This window comes from Burkholderia sp. WP42, assembly GCF_000745665.1.
GTDB classification, from domain to species: domain Bacteria; phylum Pseudomonadota; class Gammaproteobacteria; order Burkholderiales; family Burkholderiaceae; genus Burkholderia; species Burkholderia vietnamiensis.
This window is the reverse complement of the sequence record NZ_JQJT01000028.1, coordinates 1-22,060: the sequence shown is the minus strand read 5'-3', so window position 1 is coordinate 22,060 and position 22,060 is coordinate 1. Positions and strand designations below refer to the sequence as shown.

Below are 22,060 nucleotides of genomic sequence, written 5' to 3'. Positions count from 1 at the left end.
GCGCTCCTTAGGCGAACAGACGGTCGGTGTTGGCGAAGCCGCGCGTGTTTTCCGCGCAGGCGCACCGGCACGGGTCGTCGTCGGGCGCCGCGCCGTCGGCCGGATACGCGCGGTAGGCGATCAGCTTCACGGGCTTCGGCGCATAGTCGGCGCGCGGGTCGAGCGGATGCGGCGCGGTCGAGAACGCCGCGAGCGTGTTCATCTCGAAGCGCAGGTCGAGCGTGCTGCCGGCCGGCGAATGTCCGACGACGAAATCGAGCGCGCCGTCGTCGCCGGTGTCGAGCCTGCTGAAGAAGTTGACGTTCGCGGCGAGGTCGCGCGCCGACAAGCCGTATTTCGCGAGCTCGAGCACGAGGCTGTCGCGGCCGTTGCGGACCATCGCGTTGCGCGCGGCCTGATACGACGTCGTGCCGTACTTGCTCGCAAAGAGCCGCGCGTCGCCGACGCCGCCGAGCGGGTCGTGCCAGCCCAGCGTGTCGGCCGTGATCGACGCGATCACGCGTCCCATGTCCGTGTACAGCGCATGACCGCGCGTCAGATGCGCGGTGTGCTGCGCCTTCAGCGTATCGGCCATGTTGTAGCGTTCGAGCAGATCTTCCTGGCGATGAAAGACGGCGGACAGGTTCGCGCCGCCTTCGATATCGACGATGCGCAGCGCGAGGCCGCGGCGCAGGATGCCGGACCAGTGGGTTCCGGCGGGAATCAAGGCTTCCCACGCGATGTGTGGCGGCGGGGCGAGAACGGCTTGGGGGCTCGGCGACATGACGGCTCCGGGGTCGGTTGGACAAAGGGCGTGAGAGGGCGACCGAACGACATCGCGACCTCCCGGGCTTTTATCCCTCCGTGGAGCCTCGCCGTTTCCTCTCGTCGAGGCGAAGGCAAGACCGGATTGCTCTCGGACCAGACATCGCGCGGCGCGCCTGCGCCACACGACCGGAACCCTAGCGATCCTGAAGATGATGCAAATTGCTTCGCACCTCTCGGGTGTCGATGAAGCGAGTTGCGTGCCAGCCGATGCATGAGGACCGCCCGGCGCCCGCACCGCAGCCTGCGACGGCGCGACGACGTGGCGGCATGCTCGAGCAGCCCGGCAAACGCTTGCCCTCGCGGCGGGCGTGCGGCGCACCATGCGCACGCGCCGGCGCACCGGCTCAGTGCGCCCCGCCTGCGCTTCACGTGCGCGGGCCGCGCGATGCCCAATGGCATGGGCATTGCTGAAAATCGCAGCGACGCCACTCGCCATCCACTCCTTCATGAACAAGCTCGACCTGCTCCGGCGCGCCCTGAGCGCGCTGTTCGCCGCGCGCTTCATCGAACTTCAGCGCAGCGTGCGACGCCGTTGAGTCGCACGGCCGAGTGCCACCGCGCGCGACCGACACCGATCGGCATCGATTGGCACGCTTCTCGCTCGACATGACGCCGAGAGGTGCGGCGGTGTCGCATCTTAGGGTCGCTAGGGTTCCGGTTCATCGAACGTCTGGTCCGAGAGCAGCCCGGCGCGCGGGCGTCCGATCACGAAAGCGGACGCCCTCGCGCTACACGGCGGGACAAAAGCCCGGGAGATTGGCGATGGCAACGGCCGTCGCGCCTCTCCGTGGCCGCCCGTCCGTTCCGCATCCGCAGGAACCGGTCACGCAGCCGGACCGTGTGCTCGCACACGATCCGTATCGACGATCCCGATCCCGGTCTCCTGGAGAACAACGATGACCCGTCCCGCCTCGGCGTTGCGCCGCCTGCCGTCCTTCCGTCTCATCCGTCATGCCTTGGGGGCCGCCGCCGCGGCCGCCGCGCTGTGGGCCGCGCCCGCCGCGCACGCGGCCGCGCCGCTGAAGATCGGCTACAGCGACTGGCCGGGCTGGGTCGCCTTCCAGGTCGCGCTCGACAAGGGCTGGTTCAAGGAAGCCGGCGTCGACGTCGATTTCGAATGGTTCGATTATTCGGCGTCGCTCGATGCGTTCTCCGCGGGCAAGCTCGACGCGGTCGCCGCGACCAACGGCGACGCGCTCGTGACCGGCGCGTCCGGCGCGAAGAACGTGATGGTCCTGCTGACCGACTATTCGGCCGGCAACGACATGATCGTCGCGAAGCCGCCGGTGCGCACCGTCGAGGCGCTGAAAGGCAAGAAGGTCGGCGTCGAGCTGGGCCTCGTCGATCATCTGCTGCTCGAAACCGCGCTGCAGAAGCACGGGCTCAAGGACGGCGACGTCACGCTCGTGAACGCGAAGACCAACGAACTGCCGCAGGTGCTCGGTTCGTCGTCCGACATCGCCGCGGTGGCCGCATGGCAGCCGAACGCCGGCGAGGCGTTGAAGCGCGCACCGGGCGCGCGGGCGATCTTCACGTCGGCCGATGCGCCGGGGCTGATCTACGATGCGATCACGGTCGCGCCGGCGAGCCTCGCCGCGCGTCGCGCCGACTGGGCGAAGGTCGTCAAGGTCTGGTATCGCTGCGTCGCCTACATCAACGATCCGAAGACGCAGGCCGATGCGGTCAGGATCATGTCGGCGCGTGTCGGCCTCAAGCCGGAGCAATATCTGCCGCTGCTGAAGGGCACGCACCTGCTCGACGAGGCGGCCGCGAAGCGCGCGTTCCGCAAGGGCGACGGGCTCGATTCGATCTACGGCTCGACGCGTAACGCGAACGCGTTCAACGTGCGCAACGCCGTGTACAAGCAAGCGCAGGACGTCGACACGTATATCGATCCGCGCTTGGTCGACGCGCACTGACCGTCGCGCGCTGCGCGCGTGGCGAAGTGACGAGGCCGCCACGCCGCGCGCGCGGCAAGCCGATCGCTACATCGTCCCGGCGAGGTGAAACCGCGACGCCGGATGCCACAGCGTGACCGACGTGGCGACGTGCTCGCCGACCCACGTGCGGCGCTTCAACAGCAGGCACGGTTCGCCGATTTCCATGACGAGATGGCGACGCACCTGCGCGTTCGGCTTCTCCGCGTAGATGCGGAACTCGGCGCGCTGGATCGGCGCGAGCCGCACCATGTAGTGATTCGGCGTGTCGACCGTGAAGTCCTGAATACCGCTGCTCCCGTTGCGCTGTCGGTCAAGAACATCCACAAGTCGTTCGGCGATCACCACGTGCTGAAGGGTATTTCGCTCGACGCGCACGAAGGCGACGTCATCACGGTTCATTTAACTTTCCGTGAGGACTTCGACACCACCCGCTGCCTACTCTGTGCGCATGTTTCCCGCACCTGCTTCCAGGAGCCCGTCATGCCCACTCGCAGACATCTGCTGTTCGCCGGCGCCACCGGCGTCGCCGCGCTCGCGGCGCTGTCGTCGGCAGGCCACCGCATGCTGGTCGGCCGCGCATTCGCCGCGCCGCCCGGCGCACGCGGCGCCACCGCGTCGTTCGACGTTACCCGCAGCGAAGCCGAATGGCGCCGCCGCCTCACGCCGGCCCAATACACGGTGCTGCGCGATGCCGGCACCGAGCCGCCGTACAGCAGCCCGCTGAACGGCGAGCACCGCCGCGGCACGTTCGCATGCGCCGGTTGCGACCTCGCGCTGTTTCCGTCGAGCACGAAGTTCGACAGCCATACCGGCTGGCCGAGCTTCTGGAAGCCGCTCGACCACGCGGTCGCGACCGAAGCCGACGCGTCGTACGGGATGGCGCGCACCGAAGTGCACTGCCGCCGCTGCGGCGGCCATCTCGGCCACGTGTTCGACGACGGCCCGCCGCCCACCGGCCTGCGCTACTGCATGAACGGGCTCGCGCTCGCCTTCCACCCGGCCGCCGCCTGAACGGCCGCGGCTTCCCCGAACGACCGGAGACTGCTCCATGTTGCTCATCGTCCTCGCCTATCTCGGCGGCGTGCTCACGATCCTGAGCCCGTGCATCCTGCCCGTGCTGCCGTTCGTGTTCGCGCGCGCCGACCAGCCGTTCGTGCGCACCGGCCTGCCGCTGCTGATCGGCATGGCGCTCACGTTCGCCGTCGTCGCGACGCTGGCCGCGGTCGGCGGCGGCTGGGTCGCACAGGCCAACCAGGCCGGCCGCTGGCTCGCGATCGTGCTGCTCGCGCTGTTCGGCCTGACGCTGCTGCTGCCGCGCTTCGCCGAACACCTGACGCGCCCGCTCGTCGCGGCCGGCAACCGGCTCACCGGCCTCGCGCAGCGCGACGGCCGCGCGGCCGGCCCCGCGTCGTCGTTGCTGCTCGGCGTCGCGACCGGCCTGCTGTGGGCGCCGTGCGCAGGCCCGATCCTCGGGCTCGTGCTGACCGGCGCCGCGCTGCGCGGCGCGAGCGTCGGCACGACGCTGCTGCTGGTCGCGTATGCGGCCGGCGCGGCGACGTCGCTCGCCGTCGCGCTCGTGATCGGCGGCAAGGTGTTCGCCGCGATGAAGCGCTCGCTCGGCGCCGGCGAATGGATCCGGCGCGGGATCGGCGTCGCGCTGCTGGCCGGCGTCGGCGCGATCGCGCTCGGCGCCGATACGGGCGCGCTCGCGCAACTGTCGACCGTCACGACCGGCAGCCTCGAAACGAAGCTGGTCGCGCGCCTCGGCGGCCACTCGAACGGCGCACCGCCGGCCCAGCCGGGCGCGGACGACGGCCGCGACGCACTCGCCGGCCGCAGCGGCGCGATGATGGCCGCAACGTCGGCGCCCACGCCGGACGCGCGCGGCGCGATGATGCGCGCGGCCGATCCCGCGCCCGCAATGCACGCGGCTGCGGCACTGCCCGTCGAAGGCACGCTGCCGTCGCTCGACGGCGCCGTGCAGTGGCTGAACTCGCCGCCGCTGACGGCGGCCGGCCTGCGCGGCAAGGTCGTGCTCGTCGACTTCTGGACCTACTCGTGCATCAACTGTCTGCGCACGCTGCCGTACACCAGCGCGTGGGCGCACAAATATGCGCGCTACGGGCTCGTCGTGATCGGCGTGCATGCACCGGAATTCGCATTCGAGCGCAATGTCGGCAACGTGAAGAAGGCCGTGCACGACCTCGGCATCGACTATCCGGTCGCGATCGACAACGGCTATGCGATCTGGCGTGCGTTCGACAACGAATACTGGCCGGCCCACTACTTCGTCGATGCGCAGGGGCGCATCCGCCATCACCATTTCGGCGAAGGCGAATACGCGCAATCGGAACGCACGATCCAGGCGCTGCTCGCCGATGCCGGCCACCCGGAAGCGCTGAACGTGCCGCTCGGGCTCACCGGCGCACCGGCACAAGGCGCGCTCGCGCCGGCCGACGGTCCGGAGGTCCACTCGCCCGAAACCTACGTCGGCTATGCACGCGCGCAGGCGTTCGCGTCGCCGGGCGGCGTCGTGCGCGACGCGGCCCACCGCTACGATGCACCGTCCCGCCTCGACCTGAACGACTGGGGCGTGGCCGGCACGTGGCAGGTCGGCGGCGAGCGCGCGACGCTCGCGGCGCCGGGCGGCCGGATCGTCTATCGCTTCCACGCGCGCGACCTGCACCTCGTGCTCGGTCCCGGCGCGCACGGCAAACCGGTGCGCTTTCGCGTGACGCTCGACGGCGCGGCGCCCGGCGCCGCCCATGGCGCGGACGTCGACGCGCAAGGCTACGGCACCGTCAGCGGCCAGCGGCTGTACCAGCTCGTCCGGCAGCCGGGTGTGATCGTCGATCGCACGTTCTCGATCGAGTTTCTCGATCCCGGCGTCGATGCGTATGCATTCACGTTCGGTTGAGCGTCGCATTCGCGCCGCCGCCGTTGCGAACGCAACGCGCGCGCCGTTCTCGTCATTCCACACAGCATCTCGAAGGAGCAATCGATGATCCCGACATCCACGCGTATTTCCGTGGCACCGCGGCGCGCGGCGCTGCTGCGCCGCCTCGCTGCGCTCGCGCTGGCGGCCGCCGCCGTCTTCGGCTATCAGCGCGTCGTGCGCGCCGCTGAGCCGATCCGCAACGCACCCGCGCCGGCGCTCGACGAAACGCCCGGTGCATCGCACGACGAAACGGCCGTCCTTGCCGGCGGCTGCTTCTGGGGCGTGCAGGGCGTGTTCGAGCACGTGAAGGGCGTGAAGCAGGTCACGGCCGGCTACGCAGGCGGCGCATCCGAAGCCGCGCACTACGCGCTGGTCGGCTCGGGCCTCACGGGCCATGCCGAGTCGGTGCGCATCGTCTACGATCCGGCGCAGGTCAGCTACGGCCGCCTGCTGCAACTGTTCTTCTCGGTGGCGCACGATCCTACCGAACTGAATCGCCAGGGCCCCGACGAAGGACCGCAGTACCGGTCCGCGATCTTTCCGACCAACGCGCAGCAGCGCGCGGTCGCGACCGCGTACATCGCGCAGCTCGGCGCCGCACACACGTTCGCGGCGCCCGTCGTCACGCGCGTCGAGCCGTACCAGGGCTTCTATCCGGCCGAGGACTATCACCAGAACTACCTCGAGCTGCATCCCGACGCACCGTACATCGCGTTCAACGATCTGCCGAAGGTCGCCGCGCTGAAGCAGCGCTTCCCCGCGTTGTATCGCGCCGATGCGGTGCTGTGGCACGACGCGCGACGCTGACACGCCGCGCGCCACGTGGCGCGCACCGCGGCCCGGATTGCGCTGCATCAACGAAACGCCTGGCGCGCCGGCCGGACAAACCCGCATCGGTTCAGCTTCGCGCGTCAACTTCGCGTAGACTTCTCCGTTACAGATCGCCGCCGCAACCTGCGGCGCCCGAAATGCAACAGCCAGCCAGGAGGCGTCACGCATGCGCGCAGTGCCTTTGTCTGACAGCAGCACCCTCGAACAACCGGCCACCGAAGCGGTCGTGCGCGACCTGCGCCGTGTGCCGATCCATCCCGATCACTGGTATCCGCTCGCATGGTCGCGCGAGCTCAAACGCGGCAAGACGCTCGGCGTGCGCTTCGCCGGCGATCCGATCGTGCTCGTACGCACCGAGTCCGGCGCCGTGTATGCACTCGAAGATCGTTGCGCGCACCGCCAGGTGCCGCTGCACGCGGGCGTCGTCGACGGCGAAACGCTGCGCTGCTGTTACCACGGCTGGACCTACGCGTGCGACAGCGGCCGCTGCGTCGACGTGCCGTATCTCGGCCGCGAACGCCTGCCCAACGGCGTGCGCGCGTATCCATGCCGCGAGACGCACGGCGTGATCTTCGTATTCCCCGGCGATACGACGCTGGCGGACGAACGCCCGGTGCCCGCGCTCGAATCGGCCGACAATCCCGCATACAAGACGCGCCGCTTCGGCCGCGAGGTCAAGTGCCACTACTCGTTCATGCACGAGAACCTGATGGACATGAACCATCAGTTCCTGCATCGCAAGCAGATGGGCCAGATGCGCGCACGCTCGGTCGGCCGCCGTCGCGGCGACGACTGGGTCGAGGTCGACTACACGTTCGCGCGGATGGAAGGCAAACAGCCGGTCGGCGAGGCGCTCGTGTTCGGCTCGAGCAAGAAGCCCGGCGATCAGGCCGACAAGAGCGTGATGACGGTGCGCACCGGCTACCCGTATCAGACGCTGCAGATCCGTTCGAGCGAAGGCACGCTCGTGATGGACCTGTGGATCGTCTACGTGCCGCTCGATGCCGAGCAACGCACCAATCGCACGTTCGGGTTGCTGTCGATCCACAAGCCGGGCATTCCGTTCGCGCTCGATCTCGCATGGCCGCTGCTCGTGTGGTTCACCGAACGGATCTTCCGCGAGGATCGCTGGATCGTCGAGCGCGAGCAGGAAGCGCACGACCGCCAGGGCGCCGACTGGAACCACGAGGTGTTTCCGGTCATCAACGAACTGCGCGACCTGCTGCGCCAGTGCGGCGCGCGCACGGTGATCCCGATCCGCGACGCGAGCACGAGCGACGCTCGCTGAGCGTCGCCGCCGAGGTTCGCCCTCGGCCTCCCACGTGCTTATCGGCTGCGCTCGACCGGATGCGGTTCGCGCAGCCGGTTGGCGATGCGCGTGGCCTCGTAATACGAGGCCGCGGGCGGCCGCTTCAGATAACGCCCCGCACCGCGCTGCGCGCGCAGGTCGCCGTCGGCCCAGGCGAGCGCGCCGCGCGTGAGCGTGTGCGTCGCCACGCCTTGCACGGTCATGCCCTCGAACACGTTGAAGTCGACCTGCTGGTGATGGGTCTTCACCGAGATCGTCTTCGTCGCGGCCGGATCCCATACGACCAGATCGGCGTCGGCGCCCACCTGCACCGCGCCCTTGCGCGGGTGCAGGTTGAAGATCTGCGCGGCGTTGGTCGACGTGATCCGCACGAATTCGTTCGGCGTGATGCGCCCGCGGTTCACACCGTGATGCCACAGCACCGACATGCGGTCCTCGACGCCGCCGCAGCCGTTCGGGATCTTCGTGAAGTCGTCGCGGCCCATCGCCTTCTGCGACGCGCAGAACACGCAATGGTCGGTCGCCGTCGTATGCAGCTGCCCGGCCTGCAGCCCGCGCCACAGCGCCTCGCGATGCTCGGCCGAGCGAAACGGCGGGCTCATCACGTGGGCGGCCGCGCGCGTCCAGTCCGGGTCGCGATAGACGGCCTCGTCGATCACCAGATGGCCCGGCAGCACTTCGCCGAACACGCGCAGCCCTTCGCTGCGCGCCCGCGCGATCGCATCGACCGCATCCTTCGCCGACACATGGACGATGTACACCGGCACGCCCAGCACCTGCGCGATGCGGATCGCGCGGTTCGCGGCCTCGCCCTCCACTTCCGGCGGCCGCGACAACGGATGCGCCTCCGGCCCCGTCATCCCGCGCGCGAGCAGCGCCTGCTGCAGCCGGAACACGAGCTCGCCGTTCTCCGCGTGCACGGTCGGCAGCGCGCCCAGCTCGAGCGAACGCGAGAAGCTGTTCACGAGGATCTCGTCGTCGGCCATGATCGCGTTCTTGTACGCCATGAAGTGCTTGAAGCTCGACACGCCGTGCTCGTTCACGAGCGTGCCCATGTCGCGATGCACGGATTCGTCCCACCACGTGACGGCCACGTGGAAGCCGTAATCGGCCGCCGCCTTCTCGGCCCAGCCGCGCCATTGGTGAAACGCGTCCATCAGCGGCTGCCTCGGGCTCGGGATCACGAAGTCGATGATGCTCGTCGTGCCGCCCGCCAGCCCGGCGGCCGTGCCCGAGTAGAAATCGTCGCTGGCCGTCGTGCCCATGAACGGCAGCTCCATGTGCGTATGCGGATCGATGCCGCCCGGCATCACGTACTGGTCGTGTGCGTCGACGACCGCCGCACCCGCCGGCGCGTCGATCTTCTCCGCGATCTGCAGGATCGTGCCGCCGTCCTGCGGGTCGGCGCACAGCACGTCCGCGCGATAGGTGCGCTCCGCATCCACCACCGTGCCGCCGCGAATCAGGATTGCCATTTCGATGCCTCCTCGTTGACTGTCTCGACTGTCGGGTTCGGTCCGCGTGCGCGCGTCACGCGCTCGCGACCTGCGCGCGCTGCGCCGCACGCCGCTTCATCAACGTGCCGTACACGGCGGACGCCAGCACGAGCCCGACGAACCACGCATATGTGTAAAGCGTGTTCAAGAACGCCGGCACGTTCGCGAACGATGCCGGGAACGCCGTGTGCAGAAAGCCGGGCAGGTTCGGCAGCACGCCGATCGCGAGCGCCGCCAGCGCGGCCGGGTTCCAGCCGCGCGTATAGCTGAAGTCGCCGCGCTCGTCGAACAACGCGCGCGTGTCGAGCCGCGTGCCGCGAATCATGAAATAGTCGACCATCAGGATGCCTGCGACCGGCCCGAGCAGCGCCGAATAACCGACGAGCCAGGTGAAGATGTAGCCGTCCGTCGTCGCGAGGATCTTCCACGGCATCATCACGATCGCGATCGTCGCGGTGATCAGCCCGCCGGTGCGGTAGGAAATCGCCTTCGGCCACAGGCTGGAAAAATCGTACGCGGGGCCGACCAGGTTCGCCGCGAGATTGCAGCACATCGTGTCGAGCGTCAGGATCACGAGCGCGATGCCGACGCCGATGCCCGTCATGCGGCTCGTCAGGTCGATCGGGTCCCAGATCGCGTTGCCGTAGATCACGACGGTGGCCGACGTGACGACCACCGACACCACCGACAGCAACGCCATCGGCAGCGGCAGCCCGAGCGACTGCCCGATCATCTGATCGCGCTGCGAATGCGCGAAGCGCGTGAAGTCGGGGATGTTCAACGCGAGCGTCGCCCAGAAGCCGACCATCGCGGTCAGCCCCGGCCAGAACGTCGCCCAGAACAGCCCGGCCTTCTTGCCGCCCGCGACGAACTGCGACGGCGCCGACAGCATCGAGCCGACGCCGCCCGCCCGCGACGTCGACCACCACACGAGCGCGACGCACATCACGACCTTGATCGGCGCGGACCAGCTCTCGAGCCAGCGGATCGAATCGGTGCCGTGCAGGATGAAGTACAGCTGCAGCGCCCAGAACGCGAGAAAGCATGCGAGCTGGCCGAACGAGATGCCGACCACCGGCAGCGCCGCGCCGTGCAACGCGTTGCCGGTCAGGATGTTCAGCAGCGTATAGATCGCGCTGCCGCCGAGCCAGGTCTGGATGCCGTACCAGCCGCACGCGACGATCGCGCGCAACAGCGCGGGCAGCTTCGCGCCCTGCGTGCCGAACGACGCGCGCACGAGCACCGCATACGGAATCCCGTGCTTCGCGCCCGCATGGCCGATCAGCAGCATCGGCACCAGCACGATCAGGTTGCCGAGCAGCACGGTGAGCACCGCCTGCCACGGCGACATGCCCTCCTGGATCAGCCCGGCCGCGAGCATGTACGACGCGATGTTCATCACCATGCCGACCCACAACGCCGCGAAGTGATACCAGCGCCACGTGCGCTGCGCGGCGGAGGTCGGCGCGAGGTCGTCGTTGTACAGGCTGCCGGCCGGCGCCGCTGCGGCGTCCGGTTCGGCGGGAATCGCTGCTGGTTTCATCGAACGCTCCACGTAAACGTCGGCGCCGGCATCGCGCGATGCCGGCCGAACAGGGGAAAGGCCGCAGCGCCGCGCATCGCGCGCCGCCGGCCGCCGGTCATGCTGCCTTCGCGGGTTCCGCGGGCTGCGCCGGGCTCGCGCCCGCGTCGGCCCGCGCCGGGTTGTTCGGATGCGTGGTCCAGTTCGCATAGTCGCCCGCATCGACCCGCTCCATCGCGATGCACTGCTCGACCGGGCACACATGCATGCAAAGATTGCACCCGACGCACTGCGCATCCACCACTTCGAAATGCCGTACGCCGTCCTTCGTCGCGGTGATCGCCTGGTGCGACGTGTCCTCGCATGCGATATGGCACAGCCCGCACTGGATGCAGCGGTCCTGGTCGATGCGCGCCTTGATGTCGTACTTGAGGTTCAGGTATTTCCAGTCGGTCACGTTCGGCACCGCGCGGCCGCGCACGTCGTCGAGCGTCGCGTAGCCCTTGTCGTCCATCCAGTTCGACAGACCGTCGACGAGGTCCGACACGATCCGGAATCCGTAATGCATCGCCGCAGTGCACACCTGCACACTGCCGGCGCCCAGCACGATGAACTCCGCCGCGTCGCGCCACGACGAGATCCCGCCGATGCCGGAGATCGGCAAGTTCGGCGTCTGCGGATCGCGGGCGATCTCGGCGACCATGTTCAGCGCGATCGGCTTCACGGCCGGGCCGCAATAGCCGCCGTGCGTCCCCTTGCCGTCGACGGTCGGCATCGGCGCCATCTGGTCGAGGTCGACCGCGACGATCGAGTTGATCGTGTTGATCAGCGACACGCCGTCCGCGCCGCCCTTGTATGCCGCGCGCGAGCCCATCCGGATGTCGCTGATGTTCGGCGTGAGCTTCACGAGGCACGGCAGCTTCGTGCCCTCCTTGACCCAGCGCGTGACCATCTCGACGTATTCGGGCACCTGGCCGACGGCCGCGCCCATTCCGCGTTCGCTCATCCCGTGCGGACAGCCGAAGTTCAGCTCGACCGCGTCGGCGCCCGTATCCTCAACGAGCGGCAGAATCCATTTCCAGTCACACTCGTTGCACGGCACCATCAACGAGACGATCAGCGCGCGGTCCGGCCAGTCGCGCTTCACCTGCGCGATCTCCGCGAGGTTCACGTCGAGCGGGCGATCGGTGATCAGCTCGATGTTGTTCAGCCCGGCGATGCGCTGGCCGTTCCACTGCACCGCGCCGTAGCGCGAGCTGACGTTGACGACGTGCGGGTCGAGCCCGAGCGTCTTCCACACGACGCCGCCCCAGCCGGCCTCGAATGCGCGGTTGACGTTGTACGCCTTGTCGGTCGGCGGAGCGGACGCCAGCCAGAAAGGATTCGGTGAAGTGATGCCTGCGATCGTGCAGCGAAGGTCGGCCATGGTCGGCTCCGTGAATGAGGGACGTTGATCGTGATCCGCGTGGTGGGGTGCGACGCCAGCGATGCCTGCGGTGCGCCCGATGCGCCCGATGCGCTCGCGCAGGCCGCGCTCACGCCGCCTTGGCGTCGCGCTGCGCGAGCGCCGCGTCGATCGCGGCGGCCGCGCGCTTGCCGTCCTGCACGGCCTGCACCGTGAGGTCGATGCCGTCGGTTGCCGCGCAATCGCCGCCGGCCCAGACGTCGGGCAACACGGTGCGGCCGTGCGCATCCACGGCGATGCGCGTGCCGTCCGCGGTCAGCAGCGCGGCGTCGATCCCGGCCGGCACCAACGTCTGGCCGATCGCCTTCAACACCATGTCGGCTTCGATATCGAAGCGTTCGCCCGACGCCGACTCGAACTCGACGCGCGTCACGTGGCCGCCCTCGCCGACGATGCGCACCGGTTTCGCGTGCGTGACGAGCGTGACGCCGCTCGTCTGCGCGAACTCGCGTTCGGCCCAGGTCGCGCTCATCGCGTCCACGCCGCGCCGGTACACCATCGTCACGCGCTGCGCGCCGAGCTTGCGGCTCTGCACCGCGGCGTCGATTGCCGTATTGCCGCCGCCGATCACGACCACGCGCCGCCCGACCGGCACGTTCTCCAGCGCATCGGCCTGCCGCACCTGTTCGATGAAGTCGACCGCGTTCATCACGCCCGACAGTTGCTCGCCGTCGATCGCGAGCGTGCGCACGCCGGTCAGGCCCGTCGCGACGAACACCGCATCGTGCCGCTCGCGCAGCGCGTCGAGCGTCACGTCGCGGCCGAGCGCGACGCCCGTCTGCAACGCGATGCCGCCGACCGACAGCAGCCACTCGACTTCACGCTGCGCGAAATCGTCGACCGTCTTGTAGGCCGCGATCCCGTATTCGTTCAGGCCGCCCGCCTTCGGTCGCGCGTCGAACACCGTGACGCGATGGCCGGCCAGCGCGAGCCGGTGCGCGCACGCGAGCCCGGCCGGCCCCGCGCCGACCACCGCGACGTGCCGCCCCGTATCCGGCGCGCGCGTGAAGCGCACCGCGCCGGTCGCCATCGCCCAGTCGGTCGCGTGCCGCTGCAGCGCGCCGATCGCGACCGGCTGCGCATCCTGATGGTTGCGCACGCACGCACCTTCGCACAGGATCTCGGTCGGGCATACGCGCGCGCACATCCCGCCGAGCGGGTTCGCACCGAGGATGTCCATCGCCGCGCCTTTCAGATTGCCGTTGCCGATCTTGCGGATGAAGCTCGGAATGTCGATCTGCGTCGGGCACGCCTGCACGCACGGCGCGTCGTAGCAGTAGTGGCAGCGGCTCGCGGCGGCGGCCGCCGCGGTCGGATCGAGCAGCGGCGCGATATCGGCGAATTCGCACGAGAGTTGCGTGGACGACAGGCGATGCGCGGCGATATCGCCAATTGGCTTGGTGGTCATGCGCGTTCCTTCGACTGGGTGGAGACGAAGCCGTCCCTGCCGGCTGCGCGTGGCGCAGTCAGGGCGGTCATGTTCTGGATGGCCGGGGCCGGGCGGATCGGCGGCCGGCCGCGCTACGCTCGGGCGGTCATGAAACCGGCTCGCACGCACGCGACAGCATCGCGTGCAGCAGCACGTTCGCGCCGGCCTCGATCCACGCAGGCGTCGCGTCCTCGATCTCGTTGTGACTGATGCCGTCGATGCACGGCACGAACACCATCGACGTCGGCGCGACCTGCGCGAGATAGCACGCGTCGTGACCGGCACCCGACACGATGTCGCGATGCGAGTAGCCGAAGCGGTCGGCCGCCGCGCGCACCGCGGCCACGCACGCGGAGTCGAACGCAATGGGCGCGTAGTAGAAAATCTGCTCGAGCGCGGTGTCGAGCCCGATGTCGGCGGCGATGCACGCCACACCGTCGCGCAGCGCCGCGTCCATCTTCGCGAGCACCGCGTCGTCCGGATGGCGGAAATCGACGGTGAAGAACACGCGGCCCGGAATCACGTTGCGCGAGTTCGGATGCACCTGCATCATCCCGACCGTCGCGCAGCCGTACGGCGCATGATCGAGGCCGATCCGGTTCACGAGATCGACCACGCGCGATGCACCGAGCAGCGCGTCGCGGCGCCGCGGCATCGGCGTCGGCCCTGCGTGCGCCTCCTGGCCGGTGAACGTGATCTCGTACCAGCGCTGCCCCTGCGCATCGGTCACGACGCCGATCGTCTTGCACTCCGCCTCGAGTATCGGCCCCTGCTCGATGTGCAGCTCGAACGCCGCGTGCAGCTTGCGGCCGCCGCACGGCGCGTCGCCCGCATAGCCGATCCGCGCGAGTTCCTCGCCGATCGTCTTGCCGTCGACGTCCTTGCGCGACAGCCCGTACTCGAGCGGAAACACACCCGCGAACACGCCCGACGCGACCATGGCCGGCGCGAAGCGCGAGCCTTCCTCGTTGGTCCAGATCACGACCTCGACCGGGTGCTCGGTCTCGATCCCGTGGTCGTTCAGACTCCGAATCACCTCGAGGCCGCCGAGCACGCCGTAGATGCCGTCGAAACGGCCGCCGGTCGGTTGCGAATCCGCGTGCGAGCCGGTCACGACCGGCGCCGCGTCGGCCACGCGGCCCGCACGCCGCATGAACACGTTGCCCATCGTATCGACCGTCACCGTGCAGCCGGCTGCCTTCGCCCAACCGACGATCAGGTCGCGTGCGGCCTTGTCGAGATCGGTCAGCGCGAGACGGCACACGCCGCCCTTCGGCGTCGCGCCGATCTTCGCGACCTCCATCAGGCTGTCCCACAACCGCCTGCCGTCGACCTTGATCGACGTGTCCAATGCTGCCCGCTTCGCTGTTTCCGATACCGCGTCCATTCGTATCGCTCCTGTGGGGTCGGTCATGTCGTCAGCCGGACGAGGCCGGTGCGCACGTTGCTGCCGTCGGGCGCGAACGCGCACCTGCGAGGTGCAGGCGCGCATCGTTCGCGCGATTCGTGCGGCGATTCGTGCAGCGAGTTGCGGCACGTTCGGCACCGCGTTCCGTCGCCGTCAAATCCTGTCCGATTGGACAGGTTTTAGACGATCAAAAAGGCCGACGCAATGTCTTTCTTGTGCGAGCGCGCCGAGCGAGAAGCGTGCCACCGCAACGCAGCACGCGTCCCGAGCACGCGACGCGTGCACGTGCGACGGAACCGGACCTGCGGCTAGAATGAAGCCCGACGCGGCACGCATGCCGCGCGAGGGTGACGATGAGACACGACGAAACGGCCGCCGACGCGGCCGATGGGGACGAAGCGGTCGCGCCTTTGCGGCGACGCAAGGCGCACATCCGCGCGTCCAACGAAGCGCATCTGCTGGCGTGCGCCGAAGCCGTATTCGCGGAGCGCGGGCTCGACGGCGCGAGCACCGCGATGATCGCCGAGCGCGCGGGCCTGCCGAAGGCGAACCTGCATTACTACTTCCCGACGAAGCTGGCGCTGTACCGCCGCGTGCTCGACGACCTGTTCGAAGACTGGCACCGCGCGGCCGGCTCGTTCGAGGCCGGCGACGATCCGGTGGAAGCGATCGGCGGCTACGTGCGCGCGAAGATGGACCTGTCGCGACGCCGGCCGCTCGGCTCGAAGGTGTGGGCCAACGAGATCATTCACGGAGCCGCGCACATGCAGGACATCCTGTCGGAGCGCGTGAAGCCGTGGTTCGAGACGCGTGTGAAGGTGATCGAAGGCTGGATCGCACGCGGGCTGCTCGCGCCGATCGATGCACCGGCGCTGCTGTACCTGATCTGGGCGACGACGCAGCACTACGCGGATTTCGATGCGCAGATTCGCGCGCTCAGCGGCAAGCGTGCCTTCACGCAGAAGGCGTTCGCCGAACGGACGGAGCAGGTCGTGCAGCTCGTGATTCGCGCGTGCGGCGCGGTGTCGCCGAACGCTTAGCGGGGTCGCGCGTGCAGCGTCCCGCGTAAAGCAAAGCGGGCGACGGGTGCGAAACCCGTCGCCCGCTTTGCGTCGCGGCATGCGCCAGCTGCGCGCATGACGCATGCGCCTCGATTATGCGATGCGTTCGATCGCGAGCGCGGTCGCCTCGCCGCCGCCGATGCACAGCGACGCGACGCCCCGCTTCAGCCCATACGTTTCGAGCGCAGCGAGCAGCGTCACCACCACGCGCGCGCCCGAGGCGCCGATCGGATGGCCGAGCGCACATGCGCCGCCGTGCACGTTGACCTTGTCGTGCGGCAAGTCGAGATCGCGCATCGCGGCCATCGCGACCACCGCGAACGCCTCGTTGATCTCGAACAGATCGACGTCGCGCAGGTTCCAGCCGGTCTTCTCCGACAGCTTGCGGATCGCGCCGATCGGCGCGGTCGCGAACAGGCCGGGCTTGTTCGCGTACGTCGAGTGCCCGACGATCACGGCCTTCGGCGTGACACCGAGCCGCTCCGCTTGCGAGCGGCGCATCATCACGAGCGCGGCCGCGCCGTCCGAAATCGACGACGAATTGGCGGCCGTCACGGTGCCGCCTTCGCGGAACGCCGGCTTCAGCGTCGGGATCTTGTCGAGCTTCGCATTGCCCGGCTGCTCGTCGATCGACACGACGGCTTCCGTCTTGCCGGCCTTCACGGTCACCGGCGCGATCTCCGACGTGAAGCGTCCTTCCGCGATCGCGCGTTGCGCGCGCGTGAGCGACGCGATCGCGAAGTCGTCCTGCGCCTCGCGCGAAAACGCGTAGGCCTGCGCGCAGTCTTCCGCGAACGTGCCCATCAGGCGGCCCTTGTCGTATGCGTCCTCAAGGCCGTCGAGGAACATGTGGTCGAGCACCTGACCGTGGCCCATGCGCATTCCCGCGCGCGCCTTCGGCAACAGATACGGCGCATTCGTCATGCTCTCCATCCCGCCCGCGACGGCCACGTCGGCCGAGCCGGCGAACAGCAGGTCATGCGCGAACATCGCGGCCTTCATCCCGGAGCCGCACATCTTGTTGACGGTCGTCGCGCCGGCCCCCAGCGGCAAGCCGGCCTTCAACGCGGCCTGCCGCGCCGGCGCCTGGCCCTGTCCGGCCGGCAGCACGCAGCCGAACACGATTTCGTCGATACGCTCGGCCGGCACGTTCGCGCGTTCGAGTGCCGCGCGAATCGCCACTGCGCCGAGTTCGCTTGCGCTGGCCGCGGCCAGCGCGCCCTGAAAACCGCCCATCGGCGTGCGTGCCGCGCCGACGATTACGATCGGGTCCTGTGTCGTCATGATCGAGTTCCTCCAGTTCAGTGTCAGCGCGCTGCCATGCGCAGCGCGCCATCGAGACGGATGACTTCGCCGTTGAGCATCATGTTCTCGGCGATGTGGCGCACCAGCGCCGCGAATTCGTCCGGCCGGCCGAGGCGCGGCGGGAACGGCACGCTCTTGCCGAGCGCGTCCTGCACGTCCTGCGGCATGCCGGCCATCATCGGCGTCGCGAAGATGCCCGGCGCGATCGTCACCACGCGGATGCCGAAGCGCGCCAGCTCGCGCGCGATCGGCAGCGTCATGCCGACCACGCCGCTCTTCGACGCCGCATACGCGGCCTGCCCGATCTGCCCGTCGAACGCCGCCACCGACGCGGTGTTGACGATCACGCCGCGCTCGCCGTGTTCGTCGGCGTCCTGCTTCGACATTGCATCGGCCGCGAGGCGGATCATGTTGAACGTGCCGACCAGGTTGATCGACACGGCGCGCGCGAAGCGCTCCAGCGAATGCGGACCTTCGCGGCCGACCACTTTCTCGCCCGGTGCAACGCCCGCGCAGTTCACGAGCGCATCGATGCGGCCGAACGCGTGTTGCGCAGCGGCGACCGCCGCCTGCCCGTCCGCTTCGCTCGTCACGTCGGTCTTCACGAAGCGCGCGGCGGCGCCGAGCTCGCGTGCGAGGCTCGCGCCGGCCTCGACATTGACGTCGAGCAGCACGGCCTTGCCGCCTTGCTCGACCACCATGCGCGCGACTGCGGCGCCGAGGCCGGAGCCTGCGCCCGTAATCATGAAAACACGGTGCTTGATGTTCATTCGTCGTCCGATTCAGGGTGAGATATGCAGCGGTCAAGCCGCCTTTTCGGCTTCCATCTTGCGCAGTACGAAGCGCTGGATCTTGCCGCTCGGGGTTTTCGGCAGCGCGTCGACGAAGTCGATCGCGCGGGGATATGCGTGGGCGGACAAACGTCGCTTCACGTGCTGGCTCAACTCGTCGGCCAGCGCCGGCGTGCCTTCGAAGCCTTTCGACAGCACGACGAAGGCCTTCACGATCTCGGTGCGCTCCGGGTCCGGCACGCCGATCACCGCCGCTTCGCTCACGGCCGGGTGCTCGATCAGCGCGCTTTCGACGTCGAACGGGCCGATCCGGTAGCCGGACGATGTGATCACGTCGTCCGCGCGTCCGATGAAGCTCACGGTGCCGTCCGGCTCGAGCTCGACGTTGTCGCCGGTCCGGTAGTAGCCGCCCGCGATCGCCGGCGTCGCCTGCTGCCAGTAGCCGTCGAACCACAGCAGCGGCGAGCGCGCGATATCGATCGCGAGATTGCCGGGCTCGCCGGGGCCGAGCTCGCGGCCGGCTTCGTCGAGCACCGCGACGCGATAGCCGGGCATCGCCAGCCCGGCCGACCCGGTATGAACCACGTGCGCGAGCCCGTGATGATTGTTCACGACCATCCCGAGTTCGGTCTGCCCGTAGTGGTCGTAGATCGGCGCGTCGAGCACGGCGTCGAACCAGCGCACGACTTCCGGGTTCAGCGGTTCGCCCGCGCTGCTCACGACGCGCAGCTTGCCCTTCACGCGTGTTGCAGCTTCGGGGCCGGCCGCCATCAGCATCCGGTATGCGGTCGGCGAACCGGCGAGGCTCGTGATGCCGAGCCGCTCGATCACGTCGTACGTGCTGTCGACCGTGAAGCCGCCTTCGTACAACGTCGTCGCGTGACCGAGCAGCAGCGGGCCGGTGATCGCGTAGTAGAGGCCGTAGGCCCAGCCCGGATCGGCGATGTTCCAGAAGCGATCGCCGGCGCGCAGGTCGATCGCGTCGCGCATGTACGCGCCGAACGCGAGCAGCGCGCGCAGCGGAACGGGCACGCCCTTCGGCAGGCCCGTCGTGCCCGACGTCGACATCATCATGAACAGATCGGTGCCCTTGCGCGGCACCGGCTCGAACGCGTCGGGCTGAGCGTCGAGCGCGGCTCGGAAGTCGATGTCGCCGGCCGGGAGCGCCTCGCCCGGCTCGCGCACGGTCGCGATTCGCGGGCAATCCGCGACCTCGTCGAGCTTGCTGCGATTCGCGACGTTGGTGACGACGACGCGTGCGTGGCTCATGCGCAGCCGATGCTCGATCGCCTTCGGTCCGAACGCGGTGAAAAGCGGCTGATAGACGGCGCCGGCGCGCCACGTGCCGAGGATCGTCGCGACCAGTTCGGGCGTACGCGGCAACATGCCAGCCACCACGTCGCCGGGCTGCACGCCCTGCTCGACCAGCAGGTTCGCGACGCGCGCCGACAGCGCGAGCATCTGCGCGAACGTATAGCTGCGGTGTCGGCCGCCGGCATCGATCCAGTCGAGCGCAATGGCGTCGGGGTTGGCCGCGGCATGGCGGTCGCAACATTCGACGCAGGCGTTCAGGCCCTGCTCGAGGTCGCCGTGCAGCTGCGCGGCGGCCGTCTCGATACGGAAGCCGGCAACGGCGTCGGCGTAGGCCGGCGCCGCCCGGGCGGTTGCTCCATTGCGCATGCTTGTCTCCTGTTTCGTTATGACCGCCGGCGAACCGCGGCTATGTCGATGATGGTAGACAGCGGCCACATTGCAATCAATGACAAAGCGAATCTAGAATCGTGATCGCTTTTGCCATGTCCGGAGGAGATCAAGAGTATGGCGCCGCAGATGATTTCGCCCGGTTTCGTCGAGGATGCGCTCGAATGCCTGCACCGGCAACGCATCGCGGCCGAGCCGGTGCTGCGGGCAGCCGGACTCCCCGTTGCGGTGCGCGAACCCGTCACGCCGCAGCAGTACGGACGGCTGTGGCTCGCGATCGCCAGCGCAATCGACGACGAATTCTTCGGGCTTGCGGCTCGACCGATGCGGCGCGGCAGCTTCACGTTGCTGTGTCACGCCGTGCTGGATGCCGGCACGCTGGAGAAGGCGCTACGGCGCGCGCTGCAGTTTCTGCGCGTGGTACTCGACGAGCCGCGCGGCGAGCTCGTCGTCGCCGACGGTCAGGCGCAGATCGTCCTCACGCAAGCAGGCACGCCCTATTCTGCGTTCGCTTACCGGACGTTCTGGCTGATACTGCTCGGGGTGGCGTGCTGGCTGATCGGGCGGCGGATTCCGCTGCAACGCATCGATTTTGCGTGCCCGAGCCCGGACCAGCGCAGCGATTACCATCAATTCTTCGGTGTACCGGTGCATTTCGATCGCCCCGACAGCAGGCTTGCGTTCAATGCCGCGTATCTGTCGTTGCCGACGATCCGCTCCGCACAATCGCTGAAGACATTTTTGCGCGGCGCACCGGGGAACTTGCTGGTCCGTTACCGGCACGATAGCGGCTGGGTCGCGAAGACACGTGCGCACCTGAAAGCGTTACCGGCCGCCGAGTGGCCGGACTTCGACACGCTGGCCGTGCGTCTCGGCACGACACCGGCGACGCTGCGTCGGCGCTTGCGCAGCGAGGGTCAGAGTTTTGCGGCGATCAAGGACGAGTTGCGCAGTGCGCTGGCACAGGCGCTGCTGCGCGGACATAAGCTCAGTGTCGCGGAGATCGCAGCCGAACTCGGGTTCACCGAGCCGAGTGCGTTTCATCGCGCGTTCCGCAAATGGACGGGGACGAGTCCGGGGGCTTTCCGGCGCGATGTCAATGCGGCGCAGTTGGAGCGTGGAGGGGGTTGAGCCGATACGGTTGCGGCGCGGGCGTGTATTGTGGTTTGGCGCGTCAACGCTCGCTGCGCGGGACCGGCGGCGGATTTGGGAACGATTCTGGAATGGCGGTGTACTGTTGATTGGCGCCGGTGGTTCTTGTGGCGTGATGCTGCGCGGCGGATCGATGCTGTGCTGTGAGCGCGGCAAGCAGCTGACATATTCAATGTCGCGGTCGCGTCTCTCTTTTGGGGCGGCACCTCACATCGACCGCCGTGTGGCCGACGATGATGACAACGCTTTCAACGAAGGCCGAATGACGTTGGCCGCGTAGCCGAGCTTCCGTAGCGCCTTATGGACGATGCAGCAAACCCCAACTTTTCAAGCTGATGCGAGGCCCGGACATGAATTCAGCTCGTGAAATCATTGAACCGTATGAAATCGCGCTCCGCGCGGCGATGCTGAGCAACGACGTCGACGCATTGGACACGCTGCTTGATGATGACCTGATTTTCACCATTCCGACGGGGCAGATCATTTCGAAACACGACGACCTGGCCGCGCATCGCGCGAAGCTGTTGCGCGTGGACACGCTGGATCTCGTGGAGATGCGGGTACAGGCAATCGGCGAGATGATCGTCACCGCGACAACGGTCGTGCTTGCCGGTGATTTCGATGGCACGGCGTTCAGCGGCAGGTTCGCCTACACGCGGCTGTGGCGCCCAGTAGGAGATCGTTGGCGCGTGGCCGCCGGACATGCATCGCAGATATCGCCAGCTTGATGCATCGCGCGTTCCGGCGATGAGCAGTTCCGCGGCAGCGTGACGATCAGGGGATATGGGCCGACTCGTCGTGAACCTGGTGAGCAGCGTGGCTTCTAGCGAGTCGGTCCTGGGCACATCACCGAGCTATCGCAAACCGACCGGGTTCGTTCGATCCTGCCGACTCGAGCCGATGCA

Annotated in this window: 18 protein-coding genes and 2 riboswitches; of the genes, 8 read left to right on the top strand and 10 right to left on the bottom strand. The window is 68.5% G+C overall.

The window, feature by feature from the left end:
- Nucleotides 1-7: 7 nt before the first annotated feature.
- Nucleotides 8-763: an urea amidolyase associated protein UAAP1 gene (locus tag EX20_RS18705; RefSeq protein WP_014725537.1), complete on the bottom strand. Its 756-nt coding sequence runs from the start codon at nt 761-763 to the stop codon at nt 8-10.
- A gap of 57 nt (nt 764-820) precedes the next feature.
- Nucleotides 821-956, bottom strand: a riboswitch (guanidine-I (ykkC/yxkD leader).
- A 486-nt stretch (nt 957-1,442) separates the two neighbouring features.
- Nucleotides 1,443-1,564, top strand: a riboswitch (guanidine-I (ykkC/yxkD leader).
- Between the two features lie 139 nt (nt 1,565-1,703).
- Here EX20_RS18705 and EX20_RS18700 point away from each other — a divergent pair.
- Nucleotides 1,704-2,726, top strand: coding sequence for an ABC transporter substrate-binding protein (locus tag EX20_RS18700; RefSeq protein WP_014725535.1), 1,023 nt, complete (start codon nt 1,704-1,706; stop codon nt 2,724-2,726).
- A gap of 66 nt (nt 2,727-2,792) precedes the next feature.
- Here EX20_RS18700 and EX20_RS18695 read toward each other — a convergent pair whose 3' ends face one another.
- Nucleotides 2,793-3,146 (bottom strand): UTRA domain-containing protein, encoded by a 354-nt coding sequence (locus EX20_RS18695; RefSeq protein ID WP_014725534.1) that lies wholly within the window; start codon nt 3,144-3,146, stop codon nt 2,793-2,795.
- A gap of 81 nt (nt 3,147-3,227) precedes the next feature.
- Between EX20_RS18695 and msrB the strand changes: the two genes are divergently transcribed.
- From msrB to EX20_RS18675, 4 genes are all read left to right on the top strand, one after another.
- Nucleotides 3,228-3,758: a peptide-methionine (R)-S-oxide reductase MsrB gene (gene msrB / locus EX20_RS18690; RefSeq protein WP_034194340.1), complete on the top strand. Its 531-nt coding sequence runs from the start codon at nt 3,228-3,230 to the stop codon at nt 3,756-3,758.
- A gap of 37 nt (nt 3,759-3,795) precedes the next feature.
- Complete coding sequence (locus EX20_RS18685; protein ID WP_034194339.1) at nt 3,796-5,664, top strand: cytochrome c biogenesis protein DipZ; 1,869 nt, start codon at nt 3,796-3,798, stop codon at nt 5,662-5,664.
- Between the two features lie 84 nt (nt 5,665-5,748).
- The gene (gene msrA, locus EX20_RS18680) at nt 5,749-6,492 is read left to right on the top strand and encodes a peptide-methionine (S)-S-oxide reductase MsrA (RefSeq protein WP_034194338.1); all 744 of its coding nucleotides are present in this window, start codon (nt 5,749-5,751) and stop codon (nt 6,490-6,492) included.
- 190 nt (nt 6,493-6,682) lie between these two features.
- Nucleotides 6,683-7,804: an aromatic ring-hydroxylating oxygenase subunit alpha gene (locus tag EX20_RS18675; protein ID WP_034194337.1), complete on the top strand. Its 1,122-nt coding sequence runs from the start codon at nt 6,683-6,685 to the stop codon at nt 7,802-7,804.
- 38 nt (nt 7,805-7,842) lie between these two features.
- On the opposite strand, the gene hydA is transcribed toward EX20_RS18675, so the two are convergent.
- The 5 genes from hydA to EX20_RS18650 form a co-directional block, all read right to left on the bottom strand.
- Entirely contained in the window at nt 7,843-9,300 is a 1,458-nt protein-coding gene (hydA, locus tag EX20_RS18670; RefSeq protein ID WP_034194336.1) for a dihydropyrimidinase, read from the bottom strand.
- A gap of 55 nt (nt 9,301-9,355) precedes the next feature.
- Nucleotides 9,356-10,864, bottom strand: a complete 1,509-nt coding sequence (locus tag EX20_RS18665; protein WP_034194335.1) for an NCS1 family nucleobase:cation symporter-1 — start codon at nt 10,862-10,864, stop codon at nt 9,356-9,358.
- A 97-nt stretch (nt 10,865-10,961) separates the two neighbouring features.
- Entirely contained in the window at nt 10,962-12,269 is a 1,308-nt protein-coding gene (gene preA / locus EX20_RS18660; protein WP_034194334.1) for an NAD-dependent dihydropyrimidine dehydrogenase subunit PreA, read from the bottom strand.
- 109 nt (nt 12,270-12,378) lie between these two features.
- Nucleotides 12,379-13,716 (bottom strand): NAD(P)-dependent oxidoreductase, encoded by a 1,338-nt coding sequence (locus EX20_RS18655; RefSeq protein WP_014725527.1) that lies wholly within the window; start codon nt 13,714-13,716, stop codon nt 12,379-12,381.
- Between the two features lie 127 nt (nt 13,717-13,843).
- On the bottom strand, nt 13,844-15,124 hold the full coding sequence (locus EX20_RS18650; protein ID WP_034194333.1) for a Zn-dependent hydrolase: 1,281 nt from the start codon (nt 15,122-15,124) through the stop codon (nt 13,844-13,846).
- Between the two features lie 374 nt (nt 15,125-15,498).
- Between EX20_RS18650 and EX20_RS18645 the strand changes: the two genes are divergently transcribed.
- The gene (locus tag EX20_RS18645) at nt 15,499-16,185 is read left to right on the top strand and encodes a TetR/AcrR family transcriptional regulator (RefSeq protein ID WP_034194379.1); all 687 of its coding nucleotides are present in this window, start codon (nt 15,499-15,501) and stop codon (nt 16,183-16,185) included.
- A gap of 114 nt (nt 16,186-16,299) precedes the next feature.
- On the opposite strand, the gene EX20_RS18640 is transcribed toward EX20_RS18645, so the two are convergent.
- From EX20_RS18640 to EX20_RS18630, 3 genes are read right to left on the bottom strand one after another with little or no spacing between them, the layout of a single operon-like run.
- A complete protein-coding gene (locus EX20_RS18640) occupies nt 16,300-17,490 on the bottom strand; it encodes an acetyl-CoA C-acetyltransferase (protein WP_014725523.1) in 1,191 nt (396 codons plus the stop codon).
- 23 nt (nt 17,491-17,513) lie between these two features.
- Entirely contained in the window at nt 17,514-18,281 is a 768-nt protein-coding gene (locus EX20_RS18635) for a 3-hydroxyacyl-CoA dehydrogenase (protein ID WP_034194332.1), read from the bottom strand.
- Nucleotides 18,282-18,314: 33 nt separating this feature from the next.
- Complete coding sequence (locus EX20_RS18630; RefSeq protein ID WP_034194331.1) at nt 18,315-19,982, bottom strand: acyl-CoA synthetase; 1,668 nt, start codon at nt 19,980-19,982, stop codon at nt 18,315-18,317.
- 138 nt (nt 19,983-20,120) lie between these two features.
- Between EX20_RS18630 and EX20_RS18625 the strand changes: the two genes are divergently transcribed.
- Nucleotides 20,121-21,134 (top strand): AraC family transcriptional regulator, encoded by a 1,014-nt coding sequence (locus EX20_RS18625; RefSeq protein ID WP_034194330.1) that lies wholly within the window; start codon nt 20,121-20,123, stop codon nt 21,132-21,134.
- A 371-nt stretch (nt 21,135-21,505) separates the two neighbouring features.
- The gene (locus EX20_RS18620) at nt 21,506-21,883 is read left to right on the top strand and encodes a nuclear transport factor 2 family protein (RefSeq protein WP_034194378.1); all 378 of its coding nucleotides are present in this window, start codon (nt 21,506-21,508) and stop codon (nt 21,881-21,883) included.
- Nucleotides 21,884-22,060 lie beyond the last annotated feature (177 nt).